General features: G+C 35.0%; 25 protein-coding genes. 13 read left to right on the forward strand and 12 right to left on the reverse strand.

The features are described from left to right. Positions 1 to 8: 8 nt before the first annotated feature. The 4 genes from JMI89_RS05080 to rpsU form a co-directional block, all read right to left on the reverse strand. The gene (locus tag JMI89_RS05080) at positions 9 to 980 is read right to left on the reverse strand and encodes a bile acid:sodium symporter family protein (RefSeq protein ID WP_220679484.1); all 972 of its coding nucleotides are present in this window, start codon (positions 978 to 980) and stop codon (positions 9 to 11) included. A gap of 185 nt (positions 981 to 1,165) precedes the next feature. Beyond that, complete coding sequence (gene rpoD, locus JMI89_RS05085; protein WP_187754473.1) at positions 1,166 to 3,004, reverse strand: RNA polymerase sigma factor RpoD; 1,839 nt, start codon at positions 3,002 to 3,004, stop codon at positions 1,166 to 1,168. Positions 3,005 to 3,278: 274 nt separating this feature from the next. Continuing rightward, positions 3,279 to 5,066 carry a DNA primase gene (dnaG, locus tag JMI89_RS05090; protein ID WP_370633720.1) on the reverse strand — a complete coding sequence of 596 codons (1,788 nt, stop codon included), beginning with the start codon at positions 5,064 to 5,066 and terminating at the stop codon, positions 3,279 to 3,281. A 100-nt stretch (positions 5,067 to 5,166) separates the two neighbouring features. After that, complete coding sequence (gene rpsU / locus JMI89_RS05095; protein WP_039103609.1) at positions 5,167 to 5,382, reverse strand: 30S ribosomal protein S21; 216 nt, start codon at positions 5,380 to 5,382, stop codon at positions 5,167 to 5,169. Between the two features lie 439 nt (positions 5,383 to 5,821). Here rpsU and hemB point away from each other — a divergent pair, with 439 nt between their 5' ends. Then, the gene (hemB, locus tag JMI89_RS05100; RefSeq protein ID WP_220679486.1) at positions 5,822 to 6,829 is read left to right on the forward strand and encodes a porphobilinogen synthase; all 1,008 of its coding nucleotides are present in this window, start codon (positions 5,822 to 5,824) and stop codon (positions 6,827 to 6,829) included. A gap of 67 nt (positions 6,830 to 6,896) precedes the next feature. Here hemB and ybaK read toward each other — a convergent pair whose 3' ends face one another. The 4 genes from ybaK to glyQ form a co-directional block, all read right to left on the reverse strand. Beyond that, on the reverse strand, positions 6,897 to 7,382 hold the full coding sequence (gene ybaK, locus JMI89_RS05105) for a Cys-tRNA(Pro) deacylase (protein WP_220679487.1): 486 nt from the start codon (positions 7,380 to 7,382) through the stop codon (positions 6,897 to 6,899). Further along, on the reverse strand, positions 7,366 to 8,196 hold the full coding sequence (locus tag JMI89_RS05110; protein WP_187754476.1) for a hypothetical protein: 831 nt from the start codon (positions 8,194 to 8,196) through the stop codon (positions 7,366 to 7,368). The genes ybaK and JMI89_RS05110 overlap by 17 nt, the downstream gene beginning before the upstream one ends. Positions 8,197 to 8,399: 203 nt before the next feature. Beyond that, on the reverse strand, positions 8,400 to 10,472 hold the full coding sequence (gene glyS, locus JMI89_RS05115) for a glycine--tRNA ligase subunit beta (protein ID WP_187754829.1): 2,073 nt from the start codon (positions 10,470 to 10,472) through the stop codon (positions 8,400 to 8,402). 9 nt (positions 10,473 to 10,481) lie between these two features. Next, on the reverse strand, positions 10,482 to 11,417 hold the full coding sequence (gene glyQ, locus JMI89_RS05120; protein WP_187754477.1) for a glycine--tRNA ligase subunit alpha: 936 nt from the start codon (positions 11,415 to 11,417) through the stop codon (positions 10,482 to 10,484). A 135-nt stretch (positions 11,418 to 11,552) separates the two neighbouring features. Between glyQ and JMI89_RS05125 the strand changes: the two genes are divergently transcribed. The 3 genes from JMI89_RS05125 to JMI89_RS05135 all read left to right on the forward strand — a co-directional run bounded on the left by JMI89_RS05125 (position 11,553) and on the right by JMI89_RS05135 (position 13,642). Further along, positions 11,553 to 12,122 (forward strand): DNA-3-methyladenine glycosylase I, encoded by a 570-nt coding sequence (locus tag JMI89_RS05125; protein ID WP_255562853.1) that lies wholly within the window; start codon positions 11,553 to 11,555, stop codon positions 12,120 to 12,122. 9 nt (positions 12,123 to 12,131) lie between these two features. Next, positions 12,132 to 12,557, forward strand: a complete 426-nt coding sequence (locus tag JMI89_RS05130; protein ID WP_187754479.1) for a MerR family transcriptional regulator — start codon at positions 12,132 to 12,134, stop codon at positions 12,555 to 12,557. 128 nt (positions 12,558 to 12,685) lie between these two features. Next, a complete protein-coding gene (locus JMI89_RS05135) occupies positions 12,686 to 13,642 on the forward strand; it encodes a hypothetical protein (RefSeq protein WP_220679489.1) in 957 nt (318 codons plus the stop codon). A gap of 231 nt (positions 13,643 to 13,873) precedes the next feature. On the opposite strand, the gene JMI89_RS05140 is transcribed toward JMI89_RS05135, so the two are convergent. After that, positions 13,874 to 15,220 carry an MFS transporter gene (locus tag JMI89_RS05140; RefSeq protein ID WP_187754481.1) on the reverse strand — a complete coding sequence of 449 codons (1,347 nt, stop codon included), beginning with the start codon at positions 15,218 to 15,220 and terminating at the stop codon, positions 13,874 to 13,876. Positions 15,221 to 15,522: 302 nt separating this feature from the next. Between JMI89_RS05140 and mnmE the strand changes: the two genes are divergently transcribed. The 4 genes from mnmE to JMI89_RS05160 all read left to right on the forward strand — a co-directional run bounded on the left by mnmE (position 15,523) and on the right by JMI89_RS05160 (position 19,281). Continuing rightward, the gene (gene mnmE / locus JMI89_RS05145; protein WP_220679490.1) at positions 15,523 to 16,884 is read left to right on the forward strand and encodes a tRNA uridine-5-carboxymethylaminomethyl(34) synthesis GTPase MnmE; all 1,362 of its coding nucleotides are present in this window, start codon (positions 15,523 to 15,525) and stop codon (positions 16,882 to 16,884) included. A 120-nt stretch (positions 16,885 to 17,004) separates the two neighbouring features. Continuing rightward, positions 17,005 to 17,940 carry an ABC transporter ATP-binding protein gene (locus tag JMI89_RS05150; protein ID WP_187754483.1) on the forward strand — a complete coding sequence of 312 codons (936 nt, stop codon included), beginning with the start codon at positions 17,005 to 17,007 and terminating at the stop codon, positions 17,938 to 17,940. Next, complete coding sequence (locus JMI89_RS05155; RefSeq protein ID WP_187754484.1) at positions 17,933 to 18,703, forward strand: ABC transporter permease; 771 nt, start codon at positions 17,933 to 17,935, stop codon at positions 18,701 to 18,703. Before JMI89_RS05150 ends, JMI89_RS05155 begins: the two co-directional genes overlap by 8 nt. A 41-nt stretch (positions 18,704 to 18,744) precedes the next feature. Beyond that, a complete protein-coding gene (locus tag JMI89_RS05160; RefSeq protein WP_187754485.1) occupies positions 18,745 to 19,281 on the forward strand; it encodes a ClbS/DfsB family four-helix bundle protein in 537 nt (178 codons plus the stop codon). 18 nt (positions 19,282 to 19,299) lie between these two features. Here JMI89_RS05160 and pth read toward each other — a convergent pair whose 3' ends face one another. From pth to mnmD, 3 genes are all read right to left on the reverse strand, one after another. Next, the gene (gene pth, locus JMI89_RS05165) at positions 19,300 to 19,884 is read right to left on the reverse strand and encodes an aminoacyl-tRNA hydrolase (RefSeq protein ID WP_187754486.1); all 585 of its coding nucleotides are present in this window, start codon (positions 19,882 to 19,884) and stop codon (positions 19,300 to 19,302) included. A gap of 59 nt (positions 19,885 to 19,943) precedes the next feature. After that, entirely contained in the window at positions 19,944 to 20,891 is a 948-nt protein-coding gene (locus tag JMI89_RS05170; RefSeq protein ID WP_187754487.1) for a ribose-phosphate pyrophosphokinase, read from the reverse strand. Between the two features lie 170 nt (positions 20,892 to 21,061). Beyond that, positions 21,062 to 21,772 (reverse strand): tRNA (5-methylaminomethyl-2-thiouridine)(34)-methyltransferase MnmD, encoded by a 711-nt coding sequence (gene mnmD, locus JMI89_RS05175; RefSeq protein WP_220679491.1) that lies wholly within the window; start codon positions 21,770 to 21,772, stop codon positions 21,062 to 21,064. A gap of 119 nt (positions 21,773 to 21,891) precedes the next feature. Between mnmD and JMI89_RS05180 the strand changes: the two genes are divergently transcribed. From JMI89_RS05180 to rfaC, 5 genes are all read left to right on the forward strand, one after another. Further along, entirely contained in the window at positions 21,892 to 22,638 is a 747-nt protein-coding gene (locus tag JMI89_RS05180; protein WP_187754489.1) for a 1-acylglycerol-3-phosphate O-acyltransferase, read from the forward strand. Between the two features lie 12 nt (positions 22,639 to 22,650). After that, positions 22,651 to 23,412: a methyltransferase domain-containing protein gene (locus tag JMI89_RS05185; protein WP_187754490.1), complete on the forward strand. Its 762-nt coding sequence runs from the start codon at positions 22,651 to 22,653 to the stop codon at positions 23,410 to 23,412. A gap of 97 nt (positions 23,413 to 23,509) precedes the next feature. Beyond that, on the forward strand, positions 23,510 to 24,442 hold the full coding sequence (gene rfaD, locus JMI89_RS05190; protein ID WP_220679492.1) for an ADP-glyceromanno-heptose 6-epimerase: 933 nt from the start codon (positions 23,510 to 23,512) through the stop codon (positions 24,440 to 24,442). Positions 24,443 to 24,463: 21 nt separating this feature from the next. Beyond that, a complete protein-coding gene (gene rfaF / locus JMI89_RS05195) occupies positions 24,464 to 25,525 on the forward strand; it encodes an ADP-heptose--LPS heptosyltransferase RfaF (protein WP_220679493.1) in 1,062 nt (353 codons plus the stop codon). Continuing rightward, positions 25,526 to 26,497, forward strand: a complete 972-nt coding sequence (gene rfaC / locus JMI89_RS05200) for a lipopolysaccharide heptosyltransferase RfaC (RefSeq protein WP_220679494.1) — start codon at positions 25,526 to 25,528, stop codon at positions 26,495 to 26,497. Positions 26,498 to 26,846 lie beyond the last annotated feature (349 nt).

The following is a 26,846-nucleotide window of genomic DNA, read 5'->3' on the forward strand; positions in this document are numbered from 1 at the left end:
TTTTTGTTTTAGTCCTGACGTTTAGCATAATGTGCGGCCAATATAGCACAAACCATCAGTTGTATTTGATGAAAAATCATTAATGGTAATACCATCATTCCCGTTACGGCGGCTGGAAAAATAATACTAGCCATAGGAATACCACTGGCTAGACTTTTTTTCGAACCACAAAATACAATCGTAATTTCATCTTGTTTATTAAAGCCGAGTAGTCGTGAACCATAACGTGTAATGACTAATACACTAGTGAGTAATATAAGAGAGAATATAATAATAGTGATGAATGATATGATATCAATTTGTTGCCAAATGCCATTTATTACCGCATTGCTGAAAGCAACATAAACCACTAATAAAATTGATAAACGGTCGGTTTGATTGATGATTTTGCGATATTTATCGATCCACAAACCAATAAGTGGTCTGGATAAATGCCCCAAAATAAAAGGTAGCATTAATTTAAGCATTATAGAAATAACCGCTTCGGAGATGTCCATGGCATTGTCTGATTGAGCATGCATAAAAAGACCAATAAGAATAGGAGTAATAAAAACACCCAGTAAAGTTGATGCCGAAGCACTACAAATAGCAGCAGCAACATTACCGCGTGCTATTGATGTAAAAGCAATAGCAGATTGTACTGTCGCTGGTAAGGTACACAGATATATGAATCCTAAATAAAGATTATGCGTTAATAAAGCAGGGACAAAAATCTGTAATCCCACTCCGAGTAATGGAAAAATAGCAAATGTCGTTATAAAAATCATCAAATGAAGTTTCCAATTTTTAATGCCATCAATAATGGCATTAAAGGATAATTTTGCACCGTGCATGAAAAATAATAACGCGATTGCAAGGCTAGTTAAGGATTCAAAAAAAGTATTAATCCTACCTTCGCAAGGTAAAAATGTTGCGGTAGCTACTACAATAACTAGGGTTAATAAAAAAGGATCGATTTTTAGTAATTTGATGATATTCATGGAGATTCTAGTCTGTTTTATCAATACAAACGAACGATACGTTAGTATATACGAGATAATCGGCAAATTATATAGTAGCGACGGAATGCAAGCTGATAAAACGCAGGTTAATTAAATAAAAAAATTCCGCTACTTAATGATTTCGGCAGCGGAATTTTGGTAAGTGAATAGTTGCGATTAACTATTTATTCATCGAGAAAACTGCGTAAAACGTCAGAACGACTTGGATGACGTAATTTGCGAAGTGCTTTTGCTTCAATTTGACGTATACGTTCACGAGTGACATCAAATTGTTTACCGACTTCCTCCAAGGTATGGTCAGTATTCATATCAATACCAAAACGCATTCTTAACACTTTTGCTTCACGTGGCGTTAGACCGCCTAAAATATCGCGTGTAGCTGCGCGTAGGCTTTCTGATGTTGCCGCATCAAGAGGTTGTTCCATTGCAGTATCTTCAATAAAATCACCAAGATGTGAATCTTCATCATCACCAACCGGCGTCTCCATTGAGATGGGTTCTTTGGCAATTTTTAGTACTTTACGAATTTTGTCTTCAGGCATTTGCATTTTTTCAGACAATTCTTCCGGCGTTGGTTCTCGACCTATCTCTTGTAAGATCTGGCGTGAAATACGATTGAGTTTATTGATTGTCTCAATCATATGAACTGGAATACGAATAGTTCTAGCCTGGTCAGCAATTGAACGGGTAATTGCTTGACGAATCCACCAAGTTGCATAGGTTGAAAATTTGTAACCACGACGATATTCAAATTTATCAACAGCTTTCATTAAACCAATATTACCTTCCTGAATTAAATCAAGGAATTGTAAACCACGATTAGTGTATTTCTTAGCAATCGAGATAACCAAACGTAAATTTGCCTCAACCATCTCTTTTTTGGCACGTCTGGCTTTAGCTTCACCAATTGACATACGACGATTAATATCTTTGATTTGTTCAATCGAAAGATTAGTCTCTGTTTCAATTTGTTGGAGTTGCTCGGTTTGTTGCGCAATGTCTTTATCAAATTCACTTAACTTTTCAGCATTAGCACCCTTTGATTTCATTGCCTTTTCGAACCAATTCATGTTATTTTCGTTACCGGTGAAATAAGTCATAAATTGTTTTTTCGGCATTTTGCATTGTTCAACGCAGATTTTCATAATTACCCGTTCATGAGAACGCACACGTTCCATCATTTCACGCATGCTATTAACCAGAATATCAAATTGCTTGCCAACCAAACGAAATTGTTTAAAGATTTCAGATAGATTTTCAATTTCTTGCCGTGCTTTTTTATTCGATCTGCCGTATTTTTTGATCGCTTCAGATGTTTTCTCATGTTGCACTTTTAAGGCTAAGAATTTTTCTCTGGCTACTTCTGGATCAATCGATGTATCATCATCAGTAGAATCAGTTTCTTCGTCTTCATCATCTTGATCATCGTCAAGATTAAGAGTGCTATTTTCATCCTCTAATTCTTCAGGTAAATCTTCTATGCTTTCTTGAGCATTGGGATCGACAAATCCGGTAATTAAATCGGATAAACGTACCGTACCTTGTTCAACCAGATTATATTGCTCCAAAAGGTAAGTGATTGCTTCTGGATATTCTGATACTGATGTTTGTACTTGGTTAATACCGTCTTCAATACGTTTAGCTATATCAATTTCGCCTTCACGAGTTAGAAGTTCTACGGCACCCATTTCGCGCATATACATGCGCACAGGGTCTGTTGTGCGACCAATTTCTGATTCAACGTTCGATAATACCAAAGCGGTGGCTGCTTCGACTGCTTCTTCATCAGGCACGTTTTCTGATAAAAGCATGTCATCAGAATCAGGAGCTTCCTCCAGAACCTGAATCCCCATATCATTGATCATTTGAATAATATCTTCGATCTGATCGGAATCGATAATTTCTTCAGGCAAATGATCATTCAAATCTGCATAAGTTAAATAGCCTAGCTCTTTACCGCGAATGATCAGATGTTTGAGTTGTGATTGAGAGTTTTGCTCCATATCAAAATATCCACATTTTGTTGTTTAGTGATAGGGTAAAATCATCGTTACCCAGACTAAATACTTTCCAGATTTCGCTGATAGCATTGAATTGAGCACTATAAGTATAGTGAGGGCGAATCATTTATGTTGCCATTAATTTTTTCAATGAAACCAAAGCGATAAACCATAAAAGTATATTGCTTCAAATTATTACTTTAAATTTATGCGCTATAATTAATATAACATTATAGCTGCTCCAATATTGGTAATTAAATTACTGTTTTATATATATTTAGTCTTTTTTTGATAAAACAAGTATTAATGTTGCTAGTTCTTTTTTTTCCGCTTCAGTTAATTTAGATATTCTGTCTTTAGCTATAAGCTCATCTCTTTTTTGGCTCAATATATTATCATACAACTCTTTCAATGTATGAGAAAAAATCTCGCTTATTTCCTCATCAGGATATTTATGTTCCCAAGAGGATAAGATATTTAATTGCTTATAAACTGGCGTATCTGCGTATTTTGCCAAAATTTGCGCAGTTGTTATATGTGCATAATGGTGGCAGAGATCCAATAATTCAAGGAACAAATCAATACCGGCTAATTTTACGCTTCTTAAGGCCTTAACATCAGTAATCAAATTAGCTAATTCAGGATGTTGTATTAATAAGCCGATCAAAATCCGCATCGTTGTTAATTTCATTTGTAACACAGGCACTTTGTTTTTCGTTGCTGGTAATGAGTCGGTTACTTCATGCTGTTGTAATAACTTATCAATTTGGCTAACATCCAGATAGCCAAGATAGTCACCTAATTGTTGTTTAAGATTGAGACTAAAAGATTGCGCTTTTATTTGCGCAATCAATGGCAAAGCGAGAGAACTTAATTTTGCCCGACCTTCAGATGTTTTTAAATCAACTTGTTTAACCAGTTCTTCAAATAAAAAGTTAGATAAAGGCATCCCCTGAGCTAAACGAGTCTCAAAGGCAATTTTACCTTCTTTACGAATTAATGTGTCAGGATCTTCGTTTTCTGGCAAAAAAACAAATTTAATTTGTTTGCTATCAAGCAAGGTAGGTAATAAGACATTTAAAGCTCGCCATGCTGCCCGACGTCCGGCCTCATCGCCATCAAAACAAAAAATCACGTTATCAGTAGCTCTAAACAATAATTTTATATGTTCTTCTGTCGTTGCTGTGCCTAAAGCTGCAACAGCATAGTGAATACCAAATTGCGCTACCGAAACCACATCCATATATCCTTCAACCACCAATAATTGTTCTGGATTACGATTAATTTGCAATGCTTCGTACAAACCATATAGTTGGTAACCTTTATGAAAAATATTGGTTTCTGGAGAGTTAATATATTTAGCTGAATCTGTGCTACTAATCGTTCGGCCTCCAAATGCAATTACGTTACCTTGTCTATCGCGAATTGGAAACATGATACGATTACGGAAGCGATCATATTGTTTGCCATTGTCATTGGTGACTAGCATACCAGCTTGATCATAGAGTTTGCGATCTCTTGCCGTTTGAGCAACGCTAGTGGCTGTTTGGTGCCACTCATCGGGCGCGTAGCCGATTTTATAATGTTCTATGACTTGAGAATCTAACCCACGTTGCATAAGATAATCTCGTGCTTTTTGGGCTGCTGGTATATTCAATTGTGTTTGGTAAAAATTAGCTAATTGGTCCATGAGTTGATAGAGATCACGGCGAGTATTTTGACCACTAATTTGAGTTTTACTTTTATTCTGGTTTGGTGAGGAATCAATATAAGGAACGGTAATACCTTGTAAGCTAGCTAATTCTTCAATGGTTTCTGGAAATGAAAGTCGGTCATATTGCATAATAAAATCAATTGCATAACCACCAGCACCGCAACCAAAACAATAATAAATTTGTTTTTTCTCACTAACAGAAAAAGAAGGCGTCTTTTCATTATGAAATGGGCAATTTCCCCAATAATCTTTTCCTCGTTTTTTGAGTTTGATTCTATTACCTATAACATCAACAATATTGGTGCGTGCAACAAGATCAACAATAAAATCCTGAGGAATATGTTTCATAATATGATTCTATCCGCTAAAGACAACAAACCGCACATATTGTACGGTTCATTATATATTAGATACTATATGAATTATATAGTGTTTTCGATAGACTAACTAATTAGTGTAAACGAATACGACGTGCATTTTCTCTTTCAAGTTTTTTTGCGTGGCGTTTTACAGCAGCAGCTTTAGCGCGTTTACGAATAGTAGTTGGTTTCTCATAAAACTCACGATTACGAACTTCAGCTAGAATTCCTGCTTTTTCGCAAGAACGTTTAAAACGACGTAACGCAACATCAAAAGGTTCATTTTCACGTACTTTAATTACTGGCATGTGCCTCTCACCTCAAAATTAATTGAATTTACCAGCCATGACCATATAAATTGGCTAGTGTTAAAAATTAGTGCTGAATTGTACTGCTAATAGCCACTGTTTGTAAAGCATTTTATCGGATTTAATTTTAAGCAATTTGTAATTTATGTTATTAATAGATGTCATCTATTTATGTATTATTAAAATACAATATTGTCGAATAAAAATTTGATATAGATGTAAACCAAATAAGTTTGTTAATTTAATTGAATTTTAGCATCGGTTATATAGTTATTTGATAAGTTTTAATTATGACTAAATTAATTCGGTTAAACTTATCAACCGATAGACGATCAGTGAAATTTATTTGATTATCATTAGCTAGCGTCAGATAATAGCCAAAATTTAGTTTTAATTACAATTAATCATTATTTTCTATTGATTGTTAGGAGTGTTTGTTATGATACCGCTGATTGCTGGACAATTTCCTCAGCGTCGATTACGCCGTTTGCGTGCTCATGATTTTAGCCGTCGTTTAGTGGCCGAAAATCACTTAACCGTTGATGATCTGATTTATCCGGTTTTTGTTGTAGAAGGTAAAAATATTGTGCAGCCAGTTGCATCTATGCCTGATGTTAATCGTATGAGTATCGACGTGTTATTAAAAGAAGCAGAACACATTGCTAAGTTAGGTATTCCTGTTTTATCACTTTTTCCTGCCGTTGAATTTGAAAAGAAAACATTATTAGCAGAAGAAGCGTTTAATCCAGATGGGTTGGTGCCCCGTACGATTCGCGCTTTAAAAAAAGAATTTCCTGAATTAGGTATTTTAACTGATGTCGCCTTAGATCCTTATACAACACATGGACAGGATGGTATCATTGACGCACAAGGATATGTGCAAAATGACATCACGGTTAAGGCATTAATAAAGCAAGCGATAACTCAAGCTGAAGCTGGCGCTGATATTATTGCACCGAGTGATATGATGGATGGGAGAATTGGAAGTATTCGCTGTGAATTAGAGCAACAAGGTTTTAGCAATACCCAAATTATGGCCTATTCAGCAAAATATGCATCGAGTTTTTATGGACCATTTCGTGATGCGGTTGGCTCTGCTGCTCATATAAAGGGTGGAAATAAGAAAACTTATCAACTTGATCCAGCGAATAGTGATGAAGCATTACATGAAGTTTATCAAGATTTGCAGGAAGGCGCGGATATGGTTATGGTTAAACCGGGTATGCCTTATTTGGATCTGGTACGACGAGTGAAAGAGACTTTTGCCGTGCCTACTTTTGCTTATCAAGTTTCCGGGGAGTATGCTATGTTGCAAGCGGCGATCCAAAATGGATGGTTACAAGATGTAGTTATTATGGAATCATTACTCTGTTTTAAACGTGCTGGAGCCGATGGTATATTAACCTATTTTGCAAAAACAATAGCGCAACGCTTACAGTCATATTAGTTATTTTTTATGTATCCTTTGTTTATTTGCAAAGGATGCATTAATTTAAAACATTAAATTTAGTTTATTAACCAACAATATCCTGCAATTGTGCGTGAATAGTTTTGGCCAAATCATGTGGTGCTATTTCAATTTCTAGCCCACGACGTCCACCTGAAATAAAGATAGTATTAAATTGGTTAGCACTCTGGTCAATTAAAGTGGGTAGCATTTTTTTTTGTCCTATGGGACTAATGCCACCAACTAAATAACCAGTGATTTTTTCTGCTAAATTCGCATCAGCTAAATCGATTTTCTTGCAATTAAAAGCTCTTGCGGCTTTTTTAAGATTTAGATGACAGTCAACCGGGACAATACAAACTGCTAAATCTTTATTACTACTATTTATGCTAACAACGAGAGTTTTAAACACTTGCTTAGCAGTGATACTTAAGTTTGGATCAAGTTTTGCTACTGCTTCTTTGCCAAATTGTATTTCATTTGTATCATGCTGATAATGATGAACATGAAACGGGATATTTAATTTTTTTAATATATTAATGGCGGGTGTCATAAGGTGAAACCTGTTGTGTTAATAGATAAAGACGATATATACAACAAAGAGATGTAAATACTAATAGATTTTCAGCGATAGTGTTGAAGAAAATCACTATCATGCTATTACCCATTAGATTAAAAAAGGTATTTAACGCCATGGTAGCGAGTAACCAAAATAGAAATATCATTAAAATAAGCTGAGTTTGTTGTTTAATAAATAATAATGTATTTTTTAAGGATGCAAGAAATTTTCCTGATGAGCGAGCATCAATAATAACAGCAGTGAACACAACATAAGTGAGCATATAAATTACGATAGCAAGCAAAAATAAAATAGGGGCTAAAGGTTTAATGATTAATAATATTGAAGATAGCAACATGAAATAGGGTATTGCACAAATAATGAATATTGCAATTTGTGGAATTAATCGCAAGCTATTAATAAACAAGCTTGACCCACAAAATTGGTTGACTGATAAAATGCGGATTAATGAGCCAATGCAACTTAGGGTTATTATGTTATTAATAAACAATACTAGGCAAATTTTAAATACGTAGTTTAAAAGGTAGCTAGTAAATTGTTGTTTTTCTATATCGGGAAGCTGTGATATGGTTTGCATAATATTGTCAAGCGAAGCTGCATCTGTTTTCTGTGCATTTATTTGATTAATGATTGCTTCAAATTGATTATTGATTTCAATTGTAGGTAGAAAAAGATAGTTAAATAACTGTGTCAATAGAGATACTGTAACAATAACAAAAATAATAATCATAAAATTATTTTTAAAAAAGTTTTTTGTATCTGTCATAAGTGAAGTAAACGTTGGCAAAATATACCCCTTGATGTTTACAAATTAGATTAATAAGTTTTTAAATGAACAATGGTAAAAGTTTGAATTTTACCATTGTTAGTGTCAAAGTTATTTATGACATTGATTATTAATACTAATCTTAAAATAAAAAATAATAAACTATCGATAGTATAATACTAATCATTATGCATAATCGTGTTGATATTGTGGGTACAATCTAATTATGCTTGTAATAATGAAATATCTGCAATTTTTAAGAATAAACTCTGTAGTTTTGATAATAATGCTAAACGATTTAATTTCACTTGTTCATTATCAGTCATGACCATTACCGAAGTAAAAAAGTTGTCCACAGGTTCTTTCAAAGCAGCGAGTTCAACTAATGCTTCTTGATAGCGACCTTGATTAAAATAAGGCGCTAATTTATCCGTTAAGACGACAACATGTTTAGCTAATTCGCCTTCAGCGCCGGCTTCTAACAATGCTGCATTAATGTGTTCAGGTATGATCACTTGCGCTTTAGATAAAATATTGGAGACACGCTTATTTGCTTCAGCTAAAGATAGCGCAACAGGTAAAGTTCTGAAGTGATTTACTGCTTTTACACGTGCATCAAAATCAGCCGGTTTAGTTGGATTACGGGCTAGTACTGATTGAATAATATCAATCGCAAATCCTTGTTCTTGATACCAAGCACGGAACCGGCCTTGCATAAAGTTAACAATATCATCGACGACATTTTGATTGGTTAATTTATCCCCATAAAGTAAGGTGGCATGACGCGCTAACACCATTAAATCTAGCGGTAGATTTTTTTCAACAATAATACGTAATACGCCGATAGCAGCTCGACGTAAAGCAAAAGGATCTTTATCGCCTTTAGGATGTTGGCCAATGCCAAATATTCCAGCTAAGGTATCCATTTTTTCAGCAATAGATACGGCACTAGCAACTAAAGAGCTTGGCAGTTCATCACCGGCAAAACGTGGTTTGTATTGTTCTTCAATAGCGATGGCAACGTCGCTATGTTCACCATCTTTGACCGCTAAATAACGACCAATGATGCCCTGAGTTTCAGGGAACTCAAAAACGGTATTTGTTACTAAATCACATTTAGCAAGTTTACCAGCACGTTCAGCATGTTTAACATCAGCATGGATTTGGTGAGCAATATAGCCCGCTAACGCTTCAAGGCGTAATGCTTTATCTTTAACTGTACCCAGTTGTTGTTGGAATAAAACCGTTTCTAAACGTTGTAAGCGTTTTTCTAAGGATTGTTTTAAATCGGTTTGATAGAAGAATTCTGCATCCGCTAAACGTGGACGTACCACTTTTTCATTACCGGAGATCACCACTTGTGGATCTTTTGATTCAATATTGGCAACAAAGATAAAATGAGGTAATAACCGATTTTCTTTATCGTATACTGGGAAGTACTTTTGATCACCTTTCATAGTGTAAACTAACGCTTCTGCTGGCACTTCAAGGAACTTTTCCTCAAATTTTGCTGTTAATACTACTGGCCATTCTACCAATGCGGTGACTTCTTCTAGCAGACTATCTGTCAAATCAGCCCGACCGTTTAGTTGAGCAGCGGCTTGCTCTGCTTGTTGCTTAATAATGGCTTTACGCTGCTGATAATCAGCAATGACTTTACCGCGCTCAGCCAAAATTTGTGGGTACTGATCAGCATTATCAATGCTAAATTCAGCTTCTCCCATAAAACGATGACCGCGAATAATGCGATCGGATTGAATATCTAAAATTGATCCCGGTACTAATTCATCACCATATAACATGGTAACGGTATGACTTGGGCGAATAAATTCTACTTGTTTAGCGGCCCAGCGCATTGGCTTAGGAATAGGTAATTTGCTCAGCGCAGCTTTAACTATATCACATAACAGATTAACAACCGGTTGACCAGGTTGATTTAGCGTATAAGCTAACCATTCACCTTTATCAGTTGTTACACGCTCTGCTTGATCAACTGTAATACCACAACCACGCGCCCACCCCTCAGCAGCTTTGGTCGGTTTGCCTTCTGCATCAAATGCAGCACTCACTGCCGGACCACGTTTAAATACTTGGCTATCAGGTTGGGTATCATCCAAATTTAGTACTTTTAACGCTAAGCGACGTGGTGAGGCGTACCAAAGTACTTCACCATGGCTTAAATTCGCATTATCTAATTGCTCAATAAAATTTGCCGCAAAACTTTCGGCTAATGTGCGCAGTGCTTTTGGTGGTAACTCTTCAGTACCAATTTCAACTAAAAATGTTTTTTGCATGATCGTGTCTCCTTACTTTGCAGTGATTGGCGTTGGTTGATTGTCGTTATGACACATCGGGAATCCTAACGCTTCACGCGACGCATAATAAGCTTCGGCGACCATTTTAGTTAACGTTCTGATTCTTAAAATATAACGTTGACGTTCTGTAACAGAAATGGCTTTACGTGCATCAAGTAAATTAAAACAATGTGCAGCTTTTAAAATGCGTTCATAAGCCGGTAATGGCAACGGTTTTTCTAGTTCTAATAAGTAACGTGCTTCTTGTTCATGTTGATCAAAGCAATAAAATAAGAAATCCGTGTTAGCATACTCAAAGTTATAAGTAGATTGTTCAACTTCATTTTGATGGAAAACATCGCCATAAGTTGTTTTACCAAAGGCTCCATCACTCCAAACAAGATCATAAACACTATCAACTCCTTGAATATACATCGCTAAACGTTCAAGTCCGTAGGTGATCTCGCCGGTGACTGGCTTACACTCTAATCCTCCAACTTGCTGGAAATAAGTGAATTGAGTGACTTCCATACCATTTAGCCACACTTCCCAACCTAATCCCCAAGCGCCAAGGGTTGGATTTTCCCAGTTGTCTTCCACAAAGCGAATATCATTAATAGTAGGATCAAGACCAAGTTGTTTGAGAGAACCTAAATAAAGTTCCTGAATGTTTTCTGGTGATGGTTTTAAGATAACCTGAAATTGATAATAATGTTGTAACCGATTTGGATTTTCACCATAACGACCATCGGTCGGGCGACGAGAAGGTTGCACATAAGCAGCATTAATCGGTTCTGGTCCGAGCGCACGAAGGCAAGTCATTGGGTGCGATGTTCCAGCACCTACTTCCATATCTAAAGGTTGAATAATTGTACAACCTTGGTTTGCCCAATAATCCTGTAGCGTTAGGATTAATCCTTGAAAGGTTTTGACATTAAACTTTTGCATGATGTTATCTTTTTGAATTGTATGTGTTCAGAATAAATAATTGGCTATTTTATACTGTTTATTATTCATTGTGGAAGTGTTAATCTTAACAGATTGTAATTAAATTGAAAAAGCGACCTGGTAGGGGAGATATATTTGAACCAGAATCATATTCGTTGTGCTTGGGTAACGAACGATCCAATATATATTCATTATCATGATTATGAATGGGGACAACCCCAATATGATAGTCTGAAGTTATTTGAAAAAATATGTTTAGAAGGGCAACAGGCGGGTTTATCTTGGATTACTGTTCTTAAAAAGCGCGATGAATATCGCCGTTGTTTTTTTAATTTTGATCCGTATAAAATTATCAATATGACTCAAAATGATATTGATAAGTTAATACAAAACCCTGGTCTTATTCGGCATCGTTTGAAACTTAATGCTATTATTAAAAATGCACAAGCTTATCTAGTGATGCAAAATAACGGTGAAGATTTTGGGAAATTTATTTGGTCGTTTGTAGATGGTAAACCTATAATTAATGATTATCAGAATATTCATGAAATTCCAACCCGTACTGTGATTTCACGCCAAATGTCTATCGCATTAAAGAAAAAAGGGTTTGTTTTTGTGGGCGAAACCATTTGTTATGCTTTTATGCAATCAATGGGGTTGGTTAATGATCACTTAGTAGATTGTTATTATCGTTGTTTTAAGTAATGGAATAAAATGAAAATTAATGAATTGGCAAAAGTAGTTGGTTGTTCAACTGAAACAATACGTTTTTATGAAAAAACAGGTTTACTTTTTCGGCCAGAACGAGGCGCAAACAATTACCGTATTTATCATAAGAAGCATCTTGAACGCTTATTATTTATTCGTAATTGTCGGGCGCTTGAAATGAGCCACGATGAAATAAAAACATTAATCACTATTATGGTAAATCCAAATAATCAGGCGGAACATGATAATGCCCATCAGTTATTACAAGCCCATTTACAACATATTGATGAACGGATAGAAGAATTAACCAATTTACGTCAGCAACTAATGAAATTACAAAATCATTGCCATTCTTCCAATCAATCATGTGGTATTTTGCAAGAGCTAACAGAAATGTCAGTGACTGTAAAATCGACTAAAAACCATCTATAATCTCTTTTTTCTATGGATTAAAACTTAATTAAATGTAAAAATAGACTTCGTAGGAATGATCTTTCTTTTTAAAAAGAAAAAAATAATTTAAAAAAACAAAAACAATTTTAAAATGCGAAGTTAATAAGATGAAAAAAAATAATACTAATTATAAAATCATAACAGGCTGTATCACTGATCTGCAAATATTTAATACTGAAGATGAATTTATCGACGCTCACAAACAGTCAGGGTTAACTGAAATTGATTTATCGAATATTGGTGAGTTAAAACGAGTTAGGACGGATGATATAAAATTTAGGCAGAATCTGTCAGAAAACGATGATCCTAAATTGGGATTAGTTCAATTTTTCAGTTGTAAAATAGGAACTAATGTGGTTGAAGGTGTCTTCTCACGTATCATATTTAATGAAGGTGACCATGTCGAGATAGTTGTTGAATCTATGGGGGATGATAGCTATTTTGCATTTGCATTACATCGCACATCAGATCACTACTTATTTCTGCATCCTTATACGGATAAGGGAACCAAAGCGTACCTAAATTTTGAACCTCGCCAAAATAAAATAATTTTTGCGCTTAGTTGTATTGGAATTTTAGGATTATTTATATTATTTTATTTTTTTTATATTTCTGACTTACCATCTTTCAACGTAGAAATGATCTTTATTTTGTGTTGTTTATCAATTTTGCTATGTCCCAGTTATATTGTGCTTTTAAAATATAAAAATTTAGGTTCAAAAATAGCTGATAAAGTATTTAGAACATTAGGTTATCAAAAACCTAGACACATTGACATTCAGTTAGAAGTGAATAAATTTAATGATAAAATGTTAGAATCATTTGCCGCTTTTGGTTACTTCAAAGCGCAAACGGGTGAAAGTGTTTTACAATTTAATGATTTCCTTGAATTTTATGAAGAGTTTGAACGTGAGGATGATACTGAAAATGATATTTATTTTAAAAAATATTTTATTGATACCTTCAAAATAGAAGGACTTAAGTGGTTTTATGTTAAACTAGATCGGTTAACTGTTCCAAAAGAGGTTGAGATTATTAATACTCAAACGGAGCAAATTGATTAAGAACAATAATGATTAAATAATAGGCGGACATTATAAATCGTTTTATTTGTGTTCGTCTAAATCTCGTCATTATTAATGATAATTGGAATAAAATGACAAGATGGAGATAGGAAATTTTGTCTCGATATCAAAACTAAGCTTCAATGCAACCTAAAATTAATTTAACTCCAATATATAAGATTGAGTCATATGATTAAGATGCCAAATAACTCAATCTAAGGTTAATATCATTTATTTACTGACTGGTTGCCAACCTTGTTGGGCTAAGGATACAAAACCAACCACAACACCAAGTAAAGCAACAAATGCTATATAAACACCAGCTCCTATGTAAGCATAATGACCCAATAAATGGTTAGGATTAAGTAGGTACAGCGTTAATGTAGGTGTAATCGCACTAAATAATGCGTAAGCTAAGTTATATGCAAATGATAATCCAGAGTAACGAATTGAAGGGGGGAATGCCCGAGTACCGACAATTGGTAAGGTGGCAATCGCTCCGGTAAATAACCCAAAAATTGCACAATGGATATAAAGTGCGGTTAAACTCATATCAAGACTTAGCGTAGCATAAAAATAGATGCTGGTGATAGCAAGACCTCCCCAGGCGATAATCATATTTCGCTTAGTGCCAATTTTATCTTCTAACCAACCAAAGAATATGCACCCTAGTGTTAGCATTAAAGCAACAACACAACCGGCTACTCGACAGTCAATTGATGGTAAATGGTACATGCCACCAAGAATCTTTCCTGGTGTAATCAATACACCCACCATAACCGTAGTTGAAAGTGACCAGGTTAATATTGCGACTAAAAGGCAGGCAAATTGATGGTTTTTTATAACGGAAATTACCGGGATGTTTTTCTCTAATGCTTTACGTGATGCCAGTTCTTTAAAAATGGGTGTTTCTGATAAAAAACGACGTAAATAAACAGAAATAATGCCAAATATTCCACCAATAATAAACGGAATACGCCATGCATAGTTTAGTATATCCACTTTAGTAAAGAGCATATCAATGATGATTGTAATTAGAAAACCTAATAATATACCGCCGGTAATGCCCGACGTTAGGGTACCAATACCAAAACCATAACGTTGTTTTGGCGTATGTTCGGCAATAAATACCCAAGCCCCAGGCATTTCACCGCCAATTGCTGCACCTTGTAACATACGCATAACCAGTAATAGGATTGGTGCCAACATACCAATACTATTATAGGTAGGTAAAATACCAATAATAAATGTCGGTAACGCCATTAGCGCAACACTTAAAGTAAACATCTGTTTACGACCAACTTTGTCGCCAAAGTGCGCCATTATAATACCACCAATTGGTCTAACTAAATAACCGGCGGCGAAAATACCCCATGCAAAAAGTTCTTTAGTAAATAAACTAAGCGAATCAGGGAAAAAAAGTGGCGCGACGATAAGATCGACATAGAGTGCATAAATGACAAAATCATAAAATTCAAGTGTGCCACCTAATGATGACAAAATAAGTGTTTTAATGTCTTTTGGGTTTAATGGACGAGCTTCAGGTCGTCCTTCGGCAGTGATATCTGAATGACTCATGAAAATACCTTATTAATATTATTAAATTAGTGGGTTAGTTCTACATTGCACTGTGTATTAATCTAAATTCATCAAATCTTTGGTTAAAGTATTAGCATAAATAACGACAGATATAATGTGATAAAATTTCGAAAATTTATCTTAAATAAAACGATAAGATATTCAATTATGCCATAAAAATAAACAGTTGCCAGAAAAATTGATGAATATTGTCGTCAGTTAATGGCATGTAACTGGTTTTAAAAAAAAGGGTATTAATGTTATGATTAGCTTAATTTTTAGATAGGTTAGAAATGTTATAAATGAATTTAGATACAATTATTGCTCAGGCAACAGCACCAGGTCGTGGTGGTGTTGGTATTTTAAGAATATCTGGTCGTCAAGCACAAACCGTCGCGCATGCTGTTTTGGGTAGATTACCCAAACCTCGTTATGCTGAATACTTGTCATTCTATGATGAAAATGGGCAAGTCATCGATCAAGGTATTGCACTTTTTTTTCCTAACCCACATTCTTTTACTGGGGAAGATGTTTTAGAACTGCAAGGACATGGCGGTCCGGTTATTTTAGATTTATTAATCAAACGTATTTTATCTATCCCATCAGTTCGAATTGCCAGACCAGGCGAATTTTCACAGCGCGCATTTTTAAATGATAAACTTGATTTAGCACAAGCTGAAGCGATTGCCGATTTAATTGATGCCAGTTCAGAACAAGCCGCTAAATCTGCTATTTCTTCTTTGCAAGGTGTATTTTCGAATAAAATCAATGAGTTAGTTAACTTGTTGATTAATTTGCGTATTTTTGTTGAAGCTGCAATTGATTTTCCAGAGGAAGAGATAGATTTTTTATCCGATGGTAAAATTGAAGCACAGTTGAAGGATGTTATTGCGCAGTTAGATGCTGTAAGACGTGAAGCCAAACACGGTTCATTATTGCGCGAAGGAATGAAAGTAGTAATTGCTGGTCGACCAAATGCCGGTAAATCCAGTTTGCTTAATGCCTTAGCTGGGCGCAATGCGGCAATTGTTACTGATATTGCCGGTACCACGCGAGATGTTTTACGTGAACATATTCATATTGATGGTATGCCACTACATATTATTGATACAGCCGGGTTACGAGAAGCGAGTGATGAGGTTGAACGTATCGGCATTGAAAGAGCTTGGAATGAGATAAAACATGCTGATCGTGTTTTATTTATGGTTGATGGTACGACGACGGATGAAATTAATCCAGAAAAATTATGGCCAACGTTTATGCAACGTTTACCAAGTCATATTCCGATTACCATCATTCGTAATAAAGCAGATTTAACGGGTGAAACATTGGGCTATAGTGAAGTAGATCAATATGCACTAATACGGCTTTCTGCTCGAACCGGTCAAGGTATTGATTCGTTGAGAGAACATTTAAAACAATCAATGGGCTTTTCAACCACGACTGAAGGCGGTTTTTTAGCCCGAAGACGTCATTTACAAGCGCTGGAAAATGCTGCTAAGCATCTTGACGCTGGTTTAGAACAATTAATAGTATTTCATGCAGGTGAATTATTGGCTGAAGAACTGCGTCTAGCACAAGAATCACTGAGCGAAATTACTGGTACTTTTACTTCAGATGATCTACTCGGTAAGATCTTTGGTTCGTTTTGTATTGGTAAGTGATTATTTTTATTAATAAATTTGTTATTACGGTTATTTTCCTCATATCATGGGGGTTATCTGAATCAGTATTAAATTGAGATAATTTATTGTGTTAATAATCTTTTAATTTTGGGAAACGTTATGTCATCGGGGTTAGCACTGGAGTTAGTGGGTCTTAAAAAAATCTACAAAAATGGGGTTGTAGCATTAAAAGGTATTGATCTACAAGTTAAAGCAGGTGATTTTTATGCATTACTTGGTCCAAATGGTGCAGGTAAATCAACCACCATTGGCATTATTAGTTCGTTAGTCACCAAAACATCAGGTCAGGTAAAAATTTTTGGTTATGATTTAGATCATGATGTTGTTAATGCAAAGCGTCAACTTGGTCTAGTGCCGCAAGAATTTAATTTTAATCCCTTCGAAACGGTGTTTCAGATTGTTGCAAATCAAGGTGGATATTACGGTTTGCCTCGTAAAGTGGCAATACAAAGAGCTGAAAGATATCTGCGTATTCTTGATTTGTGGGAAAAACGTAATAGTCGAGCCAGAGCACTATCTGGTGGAATGAAACGGAGATTAATGATTGCCAGGGCATTAGTTCATGAACCAAAATTATTAATTCTTGATGAGCCAACTGCTGGAGTTGATATTGAACTACGTCGTTCAATGTGGGAATTTTTGCGAAAAATCAATCAACAGGGTATTACTATTATTCTCACGACACATTATTTGGAAGAAGCTGAAATGTTATGTCGTCATATAGGTATCATTCAACACGGCACTTTAATTGCCAATACCTCAATGAAGCAATTACTAGCGAATTCTAAATCTGAAACGTTAATCTTTGAGTATTTACCTATTGAAAAACAACCACAATTACCGGGTTATCAATATAAAATCACTGAACCAGGTTCCCTCGAAGTGGTGATTAGTAAGGAACAAGGGTTGAATCAGTTATTTAGTTTATTGTTGGAACAAAAAATTACAGTGATGAGTATGCACAATAAATCGAATCGTTTAGAAGAATTATTTATTGACTTGGTGAGTCAACCGCAAGGTGGTAATTATGTTTAACTTATACTGGATTGCTTTAAAAAGTATTTGGCGTAAAGAAGTTACACGTTTTTTGCGTATTTGGGTACAAACGTTAATTCCTCCAGTTGTAACGATGTCGCTGTACTTTATTATTTTTGGCAATTTAATTGGCGCTCGAGTCGGGCAGATGGGCGGTTTTAGTTATATGCATTTTATTGTACCGGGATTGATTATGATGTCGGTCATTACTAACTCTTATACTAATGTGTGTTCATCATTTTTTAGCGCTAAATTCCAACATAATATTGAAGAACTATTGGTTGCGCCTGTTCCAACGCATATTATTATTTGGGGATATGTGGGAGGCGGTGTTGCTCGGGGTATATGTACTGGGGCTTTGGTCACAGTTGTATCTATGTTATTTGTAACATATGATGTCCATTCCTGGTTGATTGTGGTGATAACGTTGCTGTTAACCTCTATTTTATTCTCATTAGCTGGATTACTAAATGCTGTGTATGCAAAGTCATTCGATGATATCAGTATCATTCCTACTTTTGTTTTAACACCATTGACCTATTTAGGTGGTGTGTTTTATTCATTAATATTATTACCAGAATTTTGGCAATGGGTATCTAAATTAAATCCGATTGTCTATATGATTAATGGTTTTCGCTACGGATTTTTAGGGATTTCTGATGTGCCATTAATAGTTACCTTTGCTATGTTATTCTTGTTTGTCGTTGTGTTATATGCTATAACTTGGAAAATTATTGAATCTGGACGCGGTTTACGTAACTAGTTTTTATACATTAAAAAGGCTGTTTTAGGAGGCATATCATAATGATGAAAGAAATCAGTAAACAATTATTATTGCAGGAAATTCGTCGTACCGCTCAGTTATTTATTAACGAGTTTGATAATATCCAAGAAAATGACAAAGATCGTTTTTTTGCCGGTGTTGACAAAACACCGGCACAGATGATTGCTTATCAACTAGGTTGGCTTAAATTAGTCAAATCATGGGATGATACGGAAGTAAGAGGTGATGTGCCAATCCTGCCTGCTGCAGGTTATAAATGGAATAGACTTGGAGCGCTTTATCAATCATTCTATGACAATTATCAATCTTATAGCTTAGCAAAACTTATTCAAACATTTGAGCAAGAACTTACTATTTGGTGTCAGTGGGTAGAATCGTTAAGTGATGATGTGTTATTTATTAAAGATAAAAGGAATTGGACTAAACCTTATCCTGAAAATTGGACAGTGGCGCGTTTTATTCAGATTAATTCTATTGCACCATTTAAGTCATTTAGAACCAAAATTAGAAAATGGAAAAAGCTAAATGATGCCACCGTAGCTGATAGCATAGTATGATTAAGATAGTGCCATTGTTTAAGCTTTGAAGGCATGCAATCGATTCATTGCTGCTTCAGTACCTTGTTTGACTAAGATTTCTGTGCATTGTACTGATTCATCAATGGCGCGATCGATAAGATCTTGTTCGGGTTTGGATGGTTTATTTAATACAAAACTCACCACTTTACTTTTATCACCTGGGTGACCAATACCAATTCTGAGACGATAAAAATTAGGATTGTTGCCTAATTTATTGATAATGTCTTTTAAACCATTATGACCACCATGACCACCCCCCAGTTTCAATTTTGCTACACCAGGATTAAGATCAAGTTCATCATGAGCAACCAGAATTTCTTCCGGCTTAATTTGATAAAATGTTGCCATAGCTTGTACAGCTTTACCACTTAAATTCATATAAGTTGTCGGGACAAGAAAACGAATGTCCTGACCTTGAATGTTAACTCTGGCTGTATAACCGAAAAATTTGCTTTCATTTTTGAGGGACTGGTTATAACGTTGTACAAGTTGCTCAATATACCATGCACCTGCATTGTGGCGGGTTGCTGCATATTCAGCACCAGGATTAGCAAGACCTACGATAAGTTTAATGGTAGACATATTCGAATTAAAAGCAGTTTAAAACCAATAAAACATTGGCTTTAAACCTGCGCTAAGCATTAGTAATGGAACATTGCAGAGATAGATTCTTCATTGCTGATTCGTCTTATTGCTTCTGCAAGCATTCCGGATAAGGTTAATTGGCGAACATTCTCAAGCGCCTTAACTTCTGCAGTTAATGGAATCGTATCACATACGACGATCTCATCAATCTTCGAGTTTTTAATATTCTCAACGGCTTTACCAGAGAAGATGGGGTGAGTTGCATAGGCAAATACTCGTTTAGCTCCACGAGCTTTTAAAGCTTCAGCTGCTTTACATAGTGTACCAGCAGTATCAATCATGTCATCAACCAAAATACAATCACGATCTGAAACATCCCCAATAATGTTCATGACTTCAGCTTCATTGGCGCGCTGACGACGTTTATCAATAATGGCCATGTCAGTATCATTAAGTAGTTTTGCAATTGCTCGAGCACGTACTACACCACCAATATCAGGAGAAACCACAATTGGGCGTTCAAATTCTCTTTGTAGCATATCTTCAAGTATTACAGGGCTACCAAATACATTATCAACTGGGACATCAAAGAAACCTTGTATTTGTTCAGCATGTAAATCAACCGTTAAAACTCTATCTACTCCAACGGTAGAAAGAAAATCAGCTACCACTTTGGCTGTAATTGGTACACGCGCCGAACGGACACGACGATCTTGTCGAGCATAACCAAAATAAGGAATAACCGCTGTAATCCGACCTGCTGAAGCACGGCGCATTGCATCGATCATAACCAGTAGTTCCATTAAATTATCATTGGTTGGAGCACATGTAGATTGAATAATAAAAACATCCTCACCTCGAACATTTTCATTAATTTGAACATTCACCTCACCATCACTAAAACGACTTACAATGATATCGCCAAGTGATGTATAAAGACGATTTGCTATATGTTTTGCTAGTTCAGGAGTTGCATTCCCAGCAAAAAGCTTCATGTCAGGCACGAGTAAACCTCAGGATTGTATAATGATTACTTAGTTGTAATCGGTTAAATCGGGAGCTTAATTATATAATTATTTGGGCATGATGCTCAACTAGATTGTCTAAATTTATCGCAATGTTATGATTTATTTAAATAAAATTTAATGATTGTGATCTTTAAGATAAAGGATATTTAAAATTCTCTTAAGCCGATTAACATTTCTCGCTTTTTGCCATAGCCTTTAATCTTCTTAATGGTAAATCCAGCATTGATTAGATTCCGTCTTACCTGACCAGATGCGGTAAATGTGGCGAACGTTCCTCCCAGTTGGGTTAGTGGAAAGAGTTGTTTAAATAGTGATTCTGACCACATAGCGGGATTTTTGTTAGGCGAAAATCCATCGAAAAACCAAGCATCAATCAGTACATTGTGTTTGTTTAAGAAATGTGCATACTGGTCAATATCATCAAATAAAAGATGTAATTTAATAGTATCAAATTGGTGAATAGGTGTGGGCCAAAATTGTTGTAGTTTTCCAGCTAGTATATTAAGAGTGTTATCACAAATAATTTGCTGATGGATTTTACGCATGTCCAAGAGGGATAAAGGATATTTTTCAATGCTATAAAAATGTATCTGTTTTAAAATATGATTTGGATAATGTTGTTTAAATTGTAAAAATTGTTGCCACAATACCAAGAAGTTTAACCCAGAACCAAACCCTGTTTCAGCCACAGTAAAAATAGGTTGATCAAATTCGATGAAGCGTTGCATCAATTGATTGCCTTTGATAAAAACATAGTCAGTTTCTGCAATAGCGTTATCGTTGTTAAAATAGATATCATTAAATTGGATGGACACAGGGGTATTATTTATATTCCAAAAAATATTTTGATTATTCATAACAATTTTTATTCAATTTAGACATGCAAATCTCATAATAAACAATAGGGTAATTGATTTACGTGCATCTATAAGTGTGATGAGTATATAATAATTCACGATAATTCGAGAGGTAAATTATGATTTTTCTGTTGAGGCTTGTTGCAGTTGTTGCTTTAGGGCTGCTAATTTGTATTTTTGGTATTCTATTTTGTTTATTTAACCCACGTAATCCAACTAATGTCGCACGGTTTGCCCATATTTTTGGTGTGGTATTAACGCCATTATTTGGTATTAAAGTAATTACTCGACAATCTAAAGCAGTTAAAAATTTAGGAAGTAGCGTCTATATTGCTAATCATCAAAATAATTTCGATGTTTTAGCAGCAGGGGATGTTGTCCAATATAAAACGGTAACTGTCGGCAAAAAAAGTTTAGCGTGGATTCCTTTCTTCGGACAATTATATTATTTAACCGGGAATATTTTGCTTGATCGTGATAACAAATCCAAAGCACGTGATACATTATCTCAAATTGTCGACATAATGAATAAAAAAGATATTTCAATCTGGATGTTTCCAGAAGGTACACGTAGTCGTGGACGAGGGTTATTGCCTTTTAAGACTGGAGCATTTAGAACAGCGATTGCTGCAAAAGTCCCTATTATCCCGATTTGTATTTCAGATACGACAAAGATTAAATTAAATCGTTGGAATAATGGTTATATCATTGTTGAAATGATGGATCCTATTGAAACGAAAGAGTTGACAAAAGAAGATGTTAAAGGATTAATGGATCATTGTTATCAAATCATGGCGGATAAAATACAGCAATTAAATGATGAAGTTAAGCAATTAAACCAAAAAAAGTTCAAAGATAATATATAAAAGAAAATACTCATGGATACAGATCGTAATTTTGATGATATTACTGATAAATTTGCCCAAAACATTTATGGTACAACTAAAGGCAAAATTCGAGAGATCATTGTTTGGCAAGATATTGAAAAAATATTAGCTCTTTTTCCTAAACAACAAAAACTCACTATTTTAGATGCTGGAGGAGGGCAAGGTCAAATTGCTTGTAAATTAGCTAAATTGGGACATGATGTGACGATTTGTGATATTTCAGCACAAATGCTTGAAGTCGCAAAAAATCATGCTCAAACACAATTTGTTACCCTTAATTATCTTAATAAGGCAATTCAGGATTTACCGGCAGAATTTGCGCAATCTTATGATATTGTGATTTGTCATGCTGTATTAGAATGGGTAAATAACGGTAAAGGTTTAATTTATGCATTAAAACAGCTACTTAAGCCATCGGGATTTTTATCATTAATGTTTTATAATTTACATGGACTGTTATTTAGAACAGTGACATTAGGTAATTTTGGTTACGTGCAAATGGGATTAAATAAGCGCAAAAAGAAAACGCTATCGCCTGATTATCCAAGAAATCCTGATGAGGTTTATCAGTGGTTAAGTGAATTTAGTCTACGAATTCTTGAAAAAACAGGTATTCGGGTTTTTCATGATTATATGCTTGATAAATCGAAACAACAAAATCGCTTTAATGAACTTTTGGAATTAGAAAAAAAATTCTGTCGGCAAGAACCATATTTACAGCTGGCGAGATATATCCATGTTATAGCACAGTAAAGTTAAATAATGTAGAACGTTAAATAACTTAATAGATTATGCAAAATACTCATTAGTCGCTATTATATTAATAATTTTTTTATATAAGGTAATCATTATGATCGTAGTAACGGGCGGAGCAGGTTTTATTGGCAGTAATATTATTAAAGGGTTAAATGCACTTGGTCGAACTGATATTTTAGTCGTTGATGATTTAACTGATGGCACTAAATTTGTCAATTTGGTTGATTTAGATATTGCTGATTATATGGATAAAGATGAATTTATAGGTTTAATTGTAAGTGGTGAAGATTTAAATATTGACGTCGTTTTTCACCAAGGGGCTTGTTCATCAACCACCGAATGGAATGGTAAATTTATGATGGAAAATAATTATAATTATTCCAAAGATTTGCTGCATTACTGTTTGGATAATCGAATTCCATTTTTGTATGCCTCTTCAGCTGCCACTTACGGTGGATGTAATGATAATTTCGTTGAAGATAGACAGTTTGAAAAACCGTTAAATGTTTATGGGTATTCGAAATTTTTGTTTGATCAATATGTTAGAACGATGCTACCAAAGGCAAAATCACAGGTTTGTGGTTTCCGATACTTTAATGTTTATGGACCACGTGAACAACACAAAGGGAATATGGCTAGCGTGGCATTCCATTTAGATAGTCAATTAAAGAAAGGTGAAACACCAAAATTATTTGAAGGTAGTGAAAATTTTAAACGTGACTTTATTTATGTCGAAGATGTGGTCGCCGTTAACCTTTGGTTTTGGCAGCATAATAAATCAGGGATCTTTAACTGTGGTACTGGACATGCAGAATCTTTCCAAGCAGTTGCGGATGCTGTGTTAAATTATCATGAAAGTCAAGTTATTGAATACATCCCTTTTCCTGAGCATTTAAAAGGTCGTTATCAAACTTTTACACAAGCTGATTTAACTAAATTCAGAGCAACCGGTTGCCCAATTGAATTCAAAACAGTGGCAGAAGGTACTGCAGAGTATATGCAATGGTTAAATAATTATATAGATTAATTGAGTCTACAGAGTAAATTGATGAAAACCTTAATTATTGGACCTTCATGGGTGGGTGACATGATGATGTCACAAAGCCTTTATCGTACCTTGAAAGTACGTTGTCCGGAAATCGAAATAGATGTTATGGCACCAGCGTGGTGCCGACCACTATTAAATAAAATGCCAGAAGTTAATCAAACCATTGCCATGCCAATAGGACATGGAGAATTGGCTTTAAAACAGCGTTATCAATTAGGTAAATCTTTGCGAGATCAACATTATGATCAAGCGATTGTATTACCAAATTCGTTAAAATCAGCGTTAATTCCATTTTTTGCCGGAATTGCCAAACGTACGGGGTGGAAAGGGGAAATGCGCTATGGTTTACTTAATGATATACGTTCATTAAATAAACAAGCTTTTCCTTTAATGGTTGAACGTTATATCGCTTTAGCATATCCCAAAAAAGATATAAAACGCGCTTGTGATTTACCACAGCCACTGCTTTATCCAAAATTATCAGTAGAATTGTCAGATATTCTCGTTACACAACAAGCATTTAATATCAGTAATCAAATGCCTTTAATTGGTTTTTGTCCGGGTGCCGAATTTGGTCCAGCAAAGCGTTGGCCTGATTATCATTATGCCGCTTTAGCTGATATGTTAGTTCAACAAGGCGCTAAAATAGTGATTTTTGGTTCTGAAAAAGATAAACAAGTCGGAGATGCTATTATTCGGCAAATGACATATTCTAAATCATGTATTAATTTAGCTGGCTCAACAACGCTTGAGCAAGCAGTTAATCTAATTGCTGGTTGTAAAGCGATAATCACTAATGATTCAGGGTTGATGCATATTGCGGCTGCATTAAATAGACCTCTTGTGGCTCTTTATGGTCCAAGTAGCCCTGATTTTACTCCCCCTTTATCTGATAAAGTGGCGATAATTCGATTAATTACAGGTTATCACAAAATTCGTAGAGGGGATGCGCAAGAAGGATTTCATCAAAGTTTGATTGATATTCAACCACAACAGGTATTTGAGTCATTGATGCAATTATTAGCTAAATTTACTGAATCGTCGACTATACAGGAATCATAAATGGTGAAACGTGTTTTAATCGTTAAAACATCGTCTATGGGTGATGTTTTGCACACTTTGCCTGCTTTGACAGATGCAAGCAATCTTATTCCTGGTATTAGATTTGATTGGGTTGTCGAAGAGAATTTTGCACAAATCCCCAGTTGGCATTTTGCAGTGGATCATGTAATTCCCGTAGCAATTAGAAGATGGCGAAAAGCATGGTTTACTCGAGATATAAGGGCTGAAAGACAACAGTTTTATGAACACCTTAGCCAAAATACCTATGATGTAGTGATTGATGCTCAGGGATTAATAAAAAGTGCTTTTTTAATTACGCGTAAAGCAAACGGGATTAAGCATGGGTTAGATCGAAAAAGTGCACGTGAACCGATAGCAAGTTGGTTTTATGATGTAAAACATGCAGTAGCTAAAAATTTACATGCAGTCGAACGCGTCAGGTTACTTTTTGCACAAAGTTTAGGTTATCAATTGACTAATGATAAAGGAGATTATGCGATTGCTCAGCATTTTCTTAACAATTTACCATTAGATAATCAACAATATTTGGTGTTTTTACACTCTACAACCCGTGATGATAAACATTGGACAGAGGAACAGTGGCGTGATTTAATTAAATTGGTTGCTGCAGATGGTTATAAGATTAAGTTACCATGGGGAAGTGAACCAGAATATCAACGTTCATTACGTCTGGCTGAAGGATTTTCGAATGTTGAAGTACTGCCAAAGCTCACACTAGCTGAAGTTGCCAATGTATTAGCTGGAGCAAAGGTAGTGGTATCAGTTGATACCGGATTAAGTCATTTAACAGCAGCTTTAGATAGACCGAATGTGACGTTATATGGTCCAACGGATCCTAAATTAATTGGTGGATATGGCAAAAATCAATATTGTGTTATTTCAAATGATCAACAAATGAAAACTATTTTAGCTGACAATATTTATAACAGAATTAGAGCATTGATTACTTAATATTGTTAGAAATCTTAAAATTAGATATAAAAAATCCCGATAACCTAAAAAGATTATCGGGTAAGAACTACAGTAGGAATACAACTCGCATATAGATTAGCAAAATCGATTTAGCTAATCAAGTAAAATCGAAAATATTTTTATATTATTTAATAAATTAATTGTAAAATCATCAACGTATTGTTTATCAAAGTTTAAATTACAATCTATTTTAAAAGTGGATTCGCTAGCGAAATTTCCACATTTCTTAATTTTCATGGAATATAAATCTGATTAAATCTTGGTAAAATATATTCATCAATATGTAAAATAAAATTCAGATCAAGTTAACAAATTAGTAGAATAAGAT

This window comes from Frischella sp. Ac48 (assembly GCF_019641635.1).
Taxonomy (GTDB): domain Bacteria; phylum Pseudomonadota; class Gammaproteobacteria; order Enterobacterales; family Orbaceae; genus Frischella; species Frischella japonica.

What these genes read in the sequence shown, in the direction of transcription:
- JMI89_RS05080 (WP_220679484.1), bottom strand. Translation starts at nt 980, where the DNA reads ATGAATATCATCAAATTACTAAAAATCGATCCTTTTTTATTAACCCTA.
- rpoD (WP_187754473.1), bottom strand. Translation starts at nt 3,004, where the DNA reads ATGGAGCAAAACTCTCAATCACAACTCAAACATCTGATCATTCGCGGT.
- rpsU (WP_039103609.1), bottom strand. Translation starts at nt 5,382, where the DNA reads ATGCCAGTAATTAAAGTACGTGAAAATGAACCTTTTGATGTTGCGTTA.
- hemB (WP_220679486.1), top strand. Translation starts at nt 5,822, where the DNA reads ATGATACCGCTGATTGCTGGACAATTTCCTCAGCGTCGATTACGCCGT.
- ybaK (WP_220679487.1), bottom strand. Translation starts at nt 7,382, where the DNA reads ATGACACCCGCCATTAATATATTAAAAAAATTAAATATCCCGTTTCAT.
- glyQ (WP_187754477.1), bottom strand. Translation starts at nt 11,417, where the DNA reads ATGCAAAAGTTTAATGTCAAAACCTTTCAAGGATTAATCCTAACGCTA.
- JMI89_RS05130 (WP_187754479.1), top strand. Translation starts at nt 12,132, where the DNA reads ATGAAAATTAATGAATTGGCAAAAGTAGTTGGTTGTTCAACTGAAACA.
- JMI89_RS05135 (WP_220679489.1), top strand. Translation starts at nt 12,686, where the DNA reads ATGAAAAAAAATAATACTAATTATAAAATCATAACAGGCTGTATCACT.
- JMI89_RS05140 (WP_187754481.1), bottom strand. Translation starts at nt 15,220, where the DNA reads ATGAGTCATTCAGATATCACTGCCGAAGGACGACCTGAAGCTCGTCCA.
- mnmE (WP_220679490.1), top strand. Translation starts at nt 15,523, where the DNA reads ATGAATTTAGATACAATTATTGCTCAGGCAACAGCACCAGGTCGTGGT.
- JMI89_RS05150 (WP_187754483.1), top strand. Translation starts at nt 17,005, where the DNA reads ATGTCATCGGGGTTAGCACTGGAGTTAGTGGGTCTTAAAAAAATCTAC.
- JMI89_RS05155 (WP_187754484.1), top strand. Translation starts at nt 17,933, where the DNA reads ATGTTTAACTTATACTGGATTGCTTTAAAAAGTATTTGGCGTAAAGAA.
- JMI89_RS05160 (WP_187754485.1), top strand. Translation starts at nt 18,745, where the DNA reads ATGATGAAAGAAATCAGTAAACAATTATTATTGCAGGAAATTCGTCGT.
- pth (WP_187754486.1), bottom strand. Translation starts at nt 19,884, where the DNA reads ATGTCTACCATTAAACTTATCGTAGGTCTTGCTAATCCTGGTGCTGAA.
- mnmD (WP_220679491.1), bottom strand. Translation starts at nt 21,772, where the DNA reads ATGAATAATCAAAATATTTTTTGGAATATAAATAATACCCCTGTGTCC.
- JMI89_RS05180 (WP_187754489.1), top strand. Translation starts at nt 21,892, where the DNA reads ATGATTTTTCTGTTGAGGCTTGTTGCAGTTGTTGCTTTAGGGCTGCTA.
- JMI89_RS05185 (WP_187754490.1), top strand. Translation starts at nt 22,651, where the DNA reads ATGGATACAGATCGTAATTTTGATGATATTACTGATAAATTTGCCCAA.
- rfaD (WP_220679492.1), top strand. Translation starts at nt 23,510, where the DNA reads ATGATCGTAGTAACGGGCGGAGCAGGTTTTATTGGCAGTAATATTATT.
- rfaF (WP_220679493.1), top strand. Translation starts at nt 24,464, where the DNA reads ATGAAAACCTTAATTATTGGACCTTCATGGGTGGGTGACATGATGATG.
- rfaC (WP_220679494.1), top strand. Translation starts at nt 25,526, where the DNA reads ATGGTGAAACGTGTTTTAATCGTTAAAACATCGTCTATGGGTGATGTT.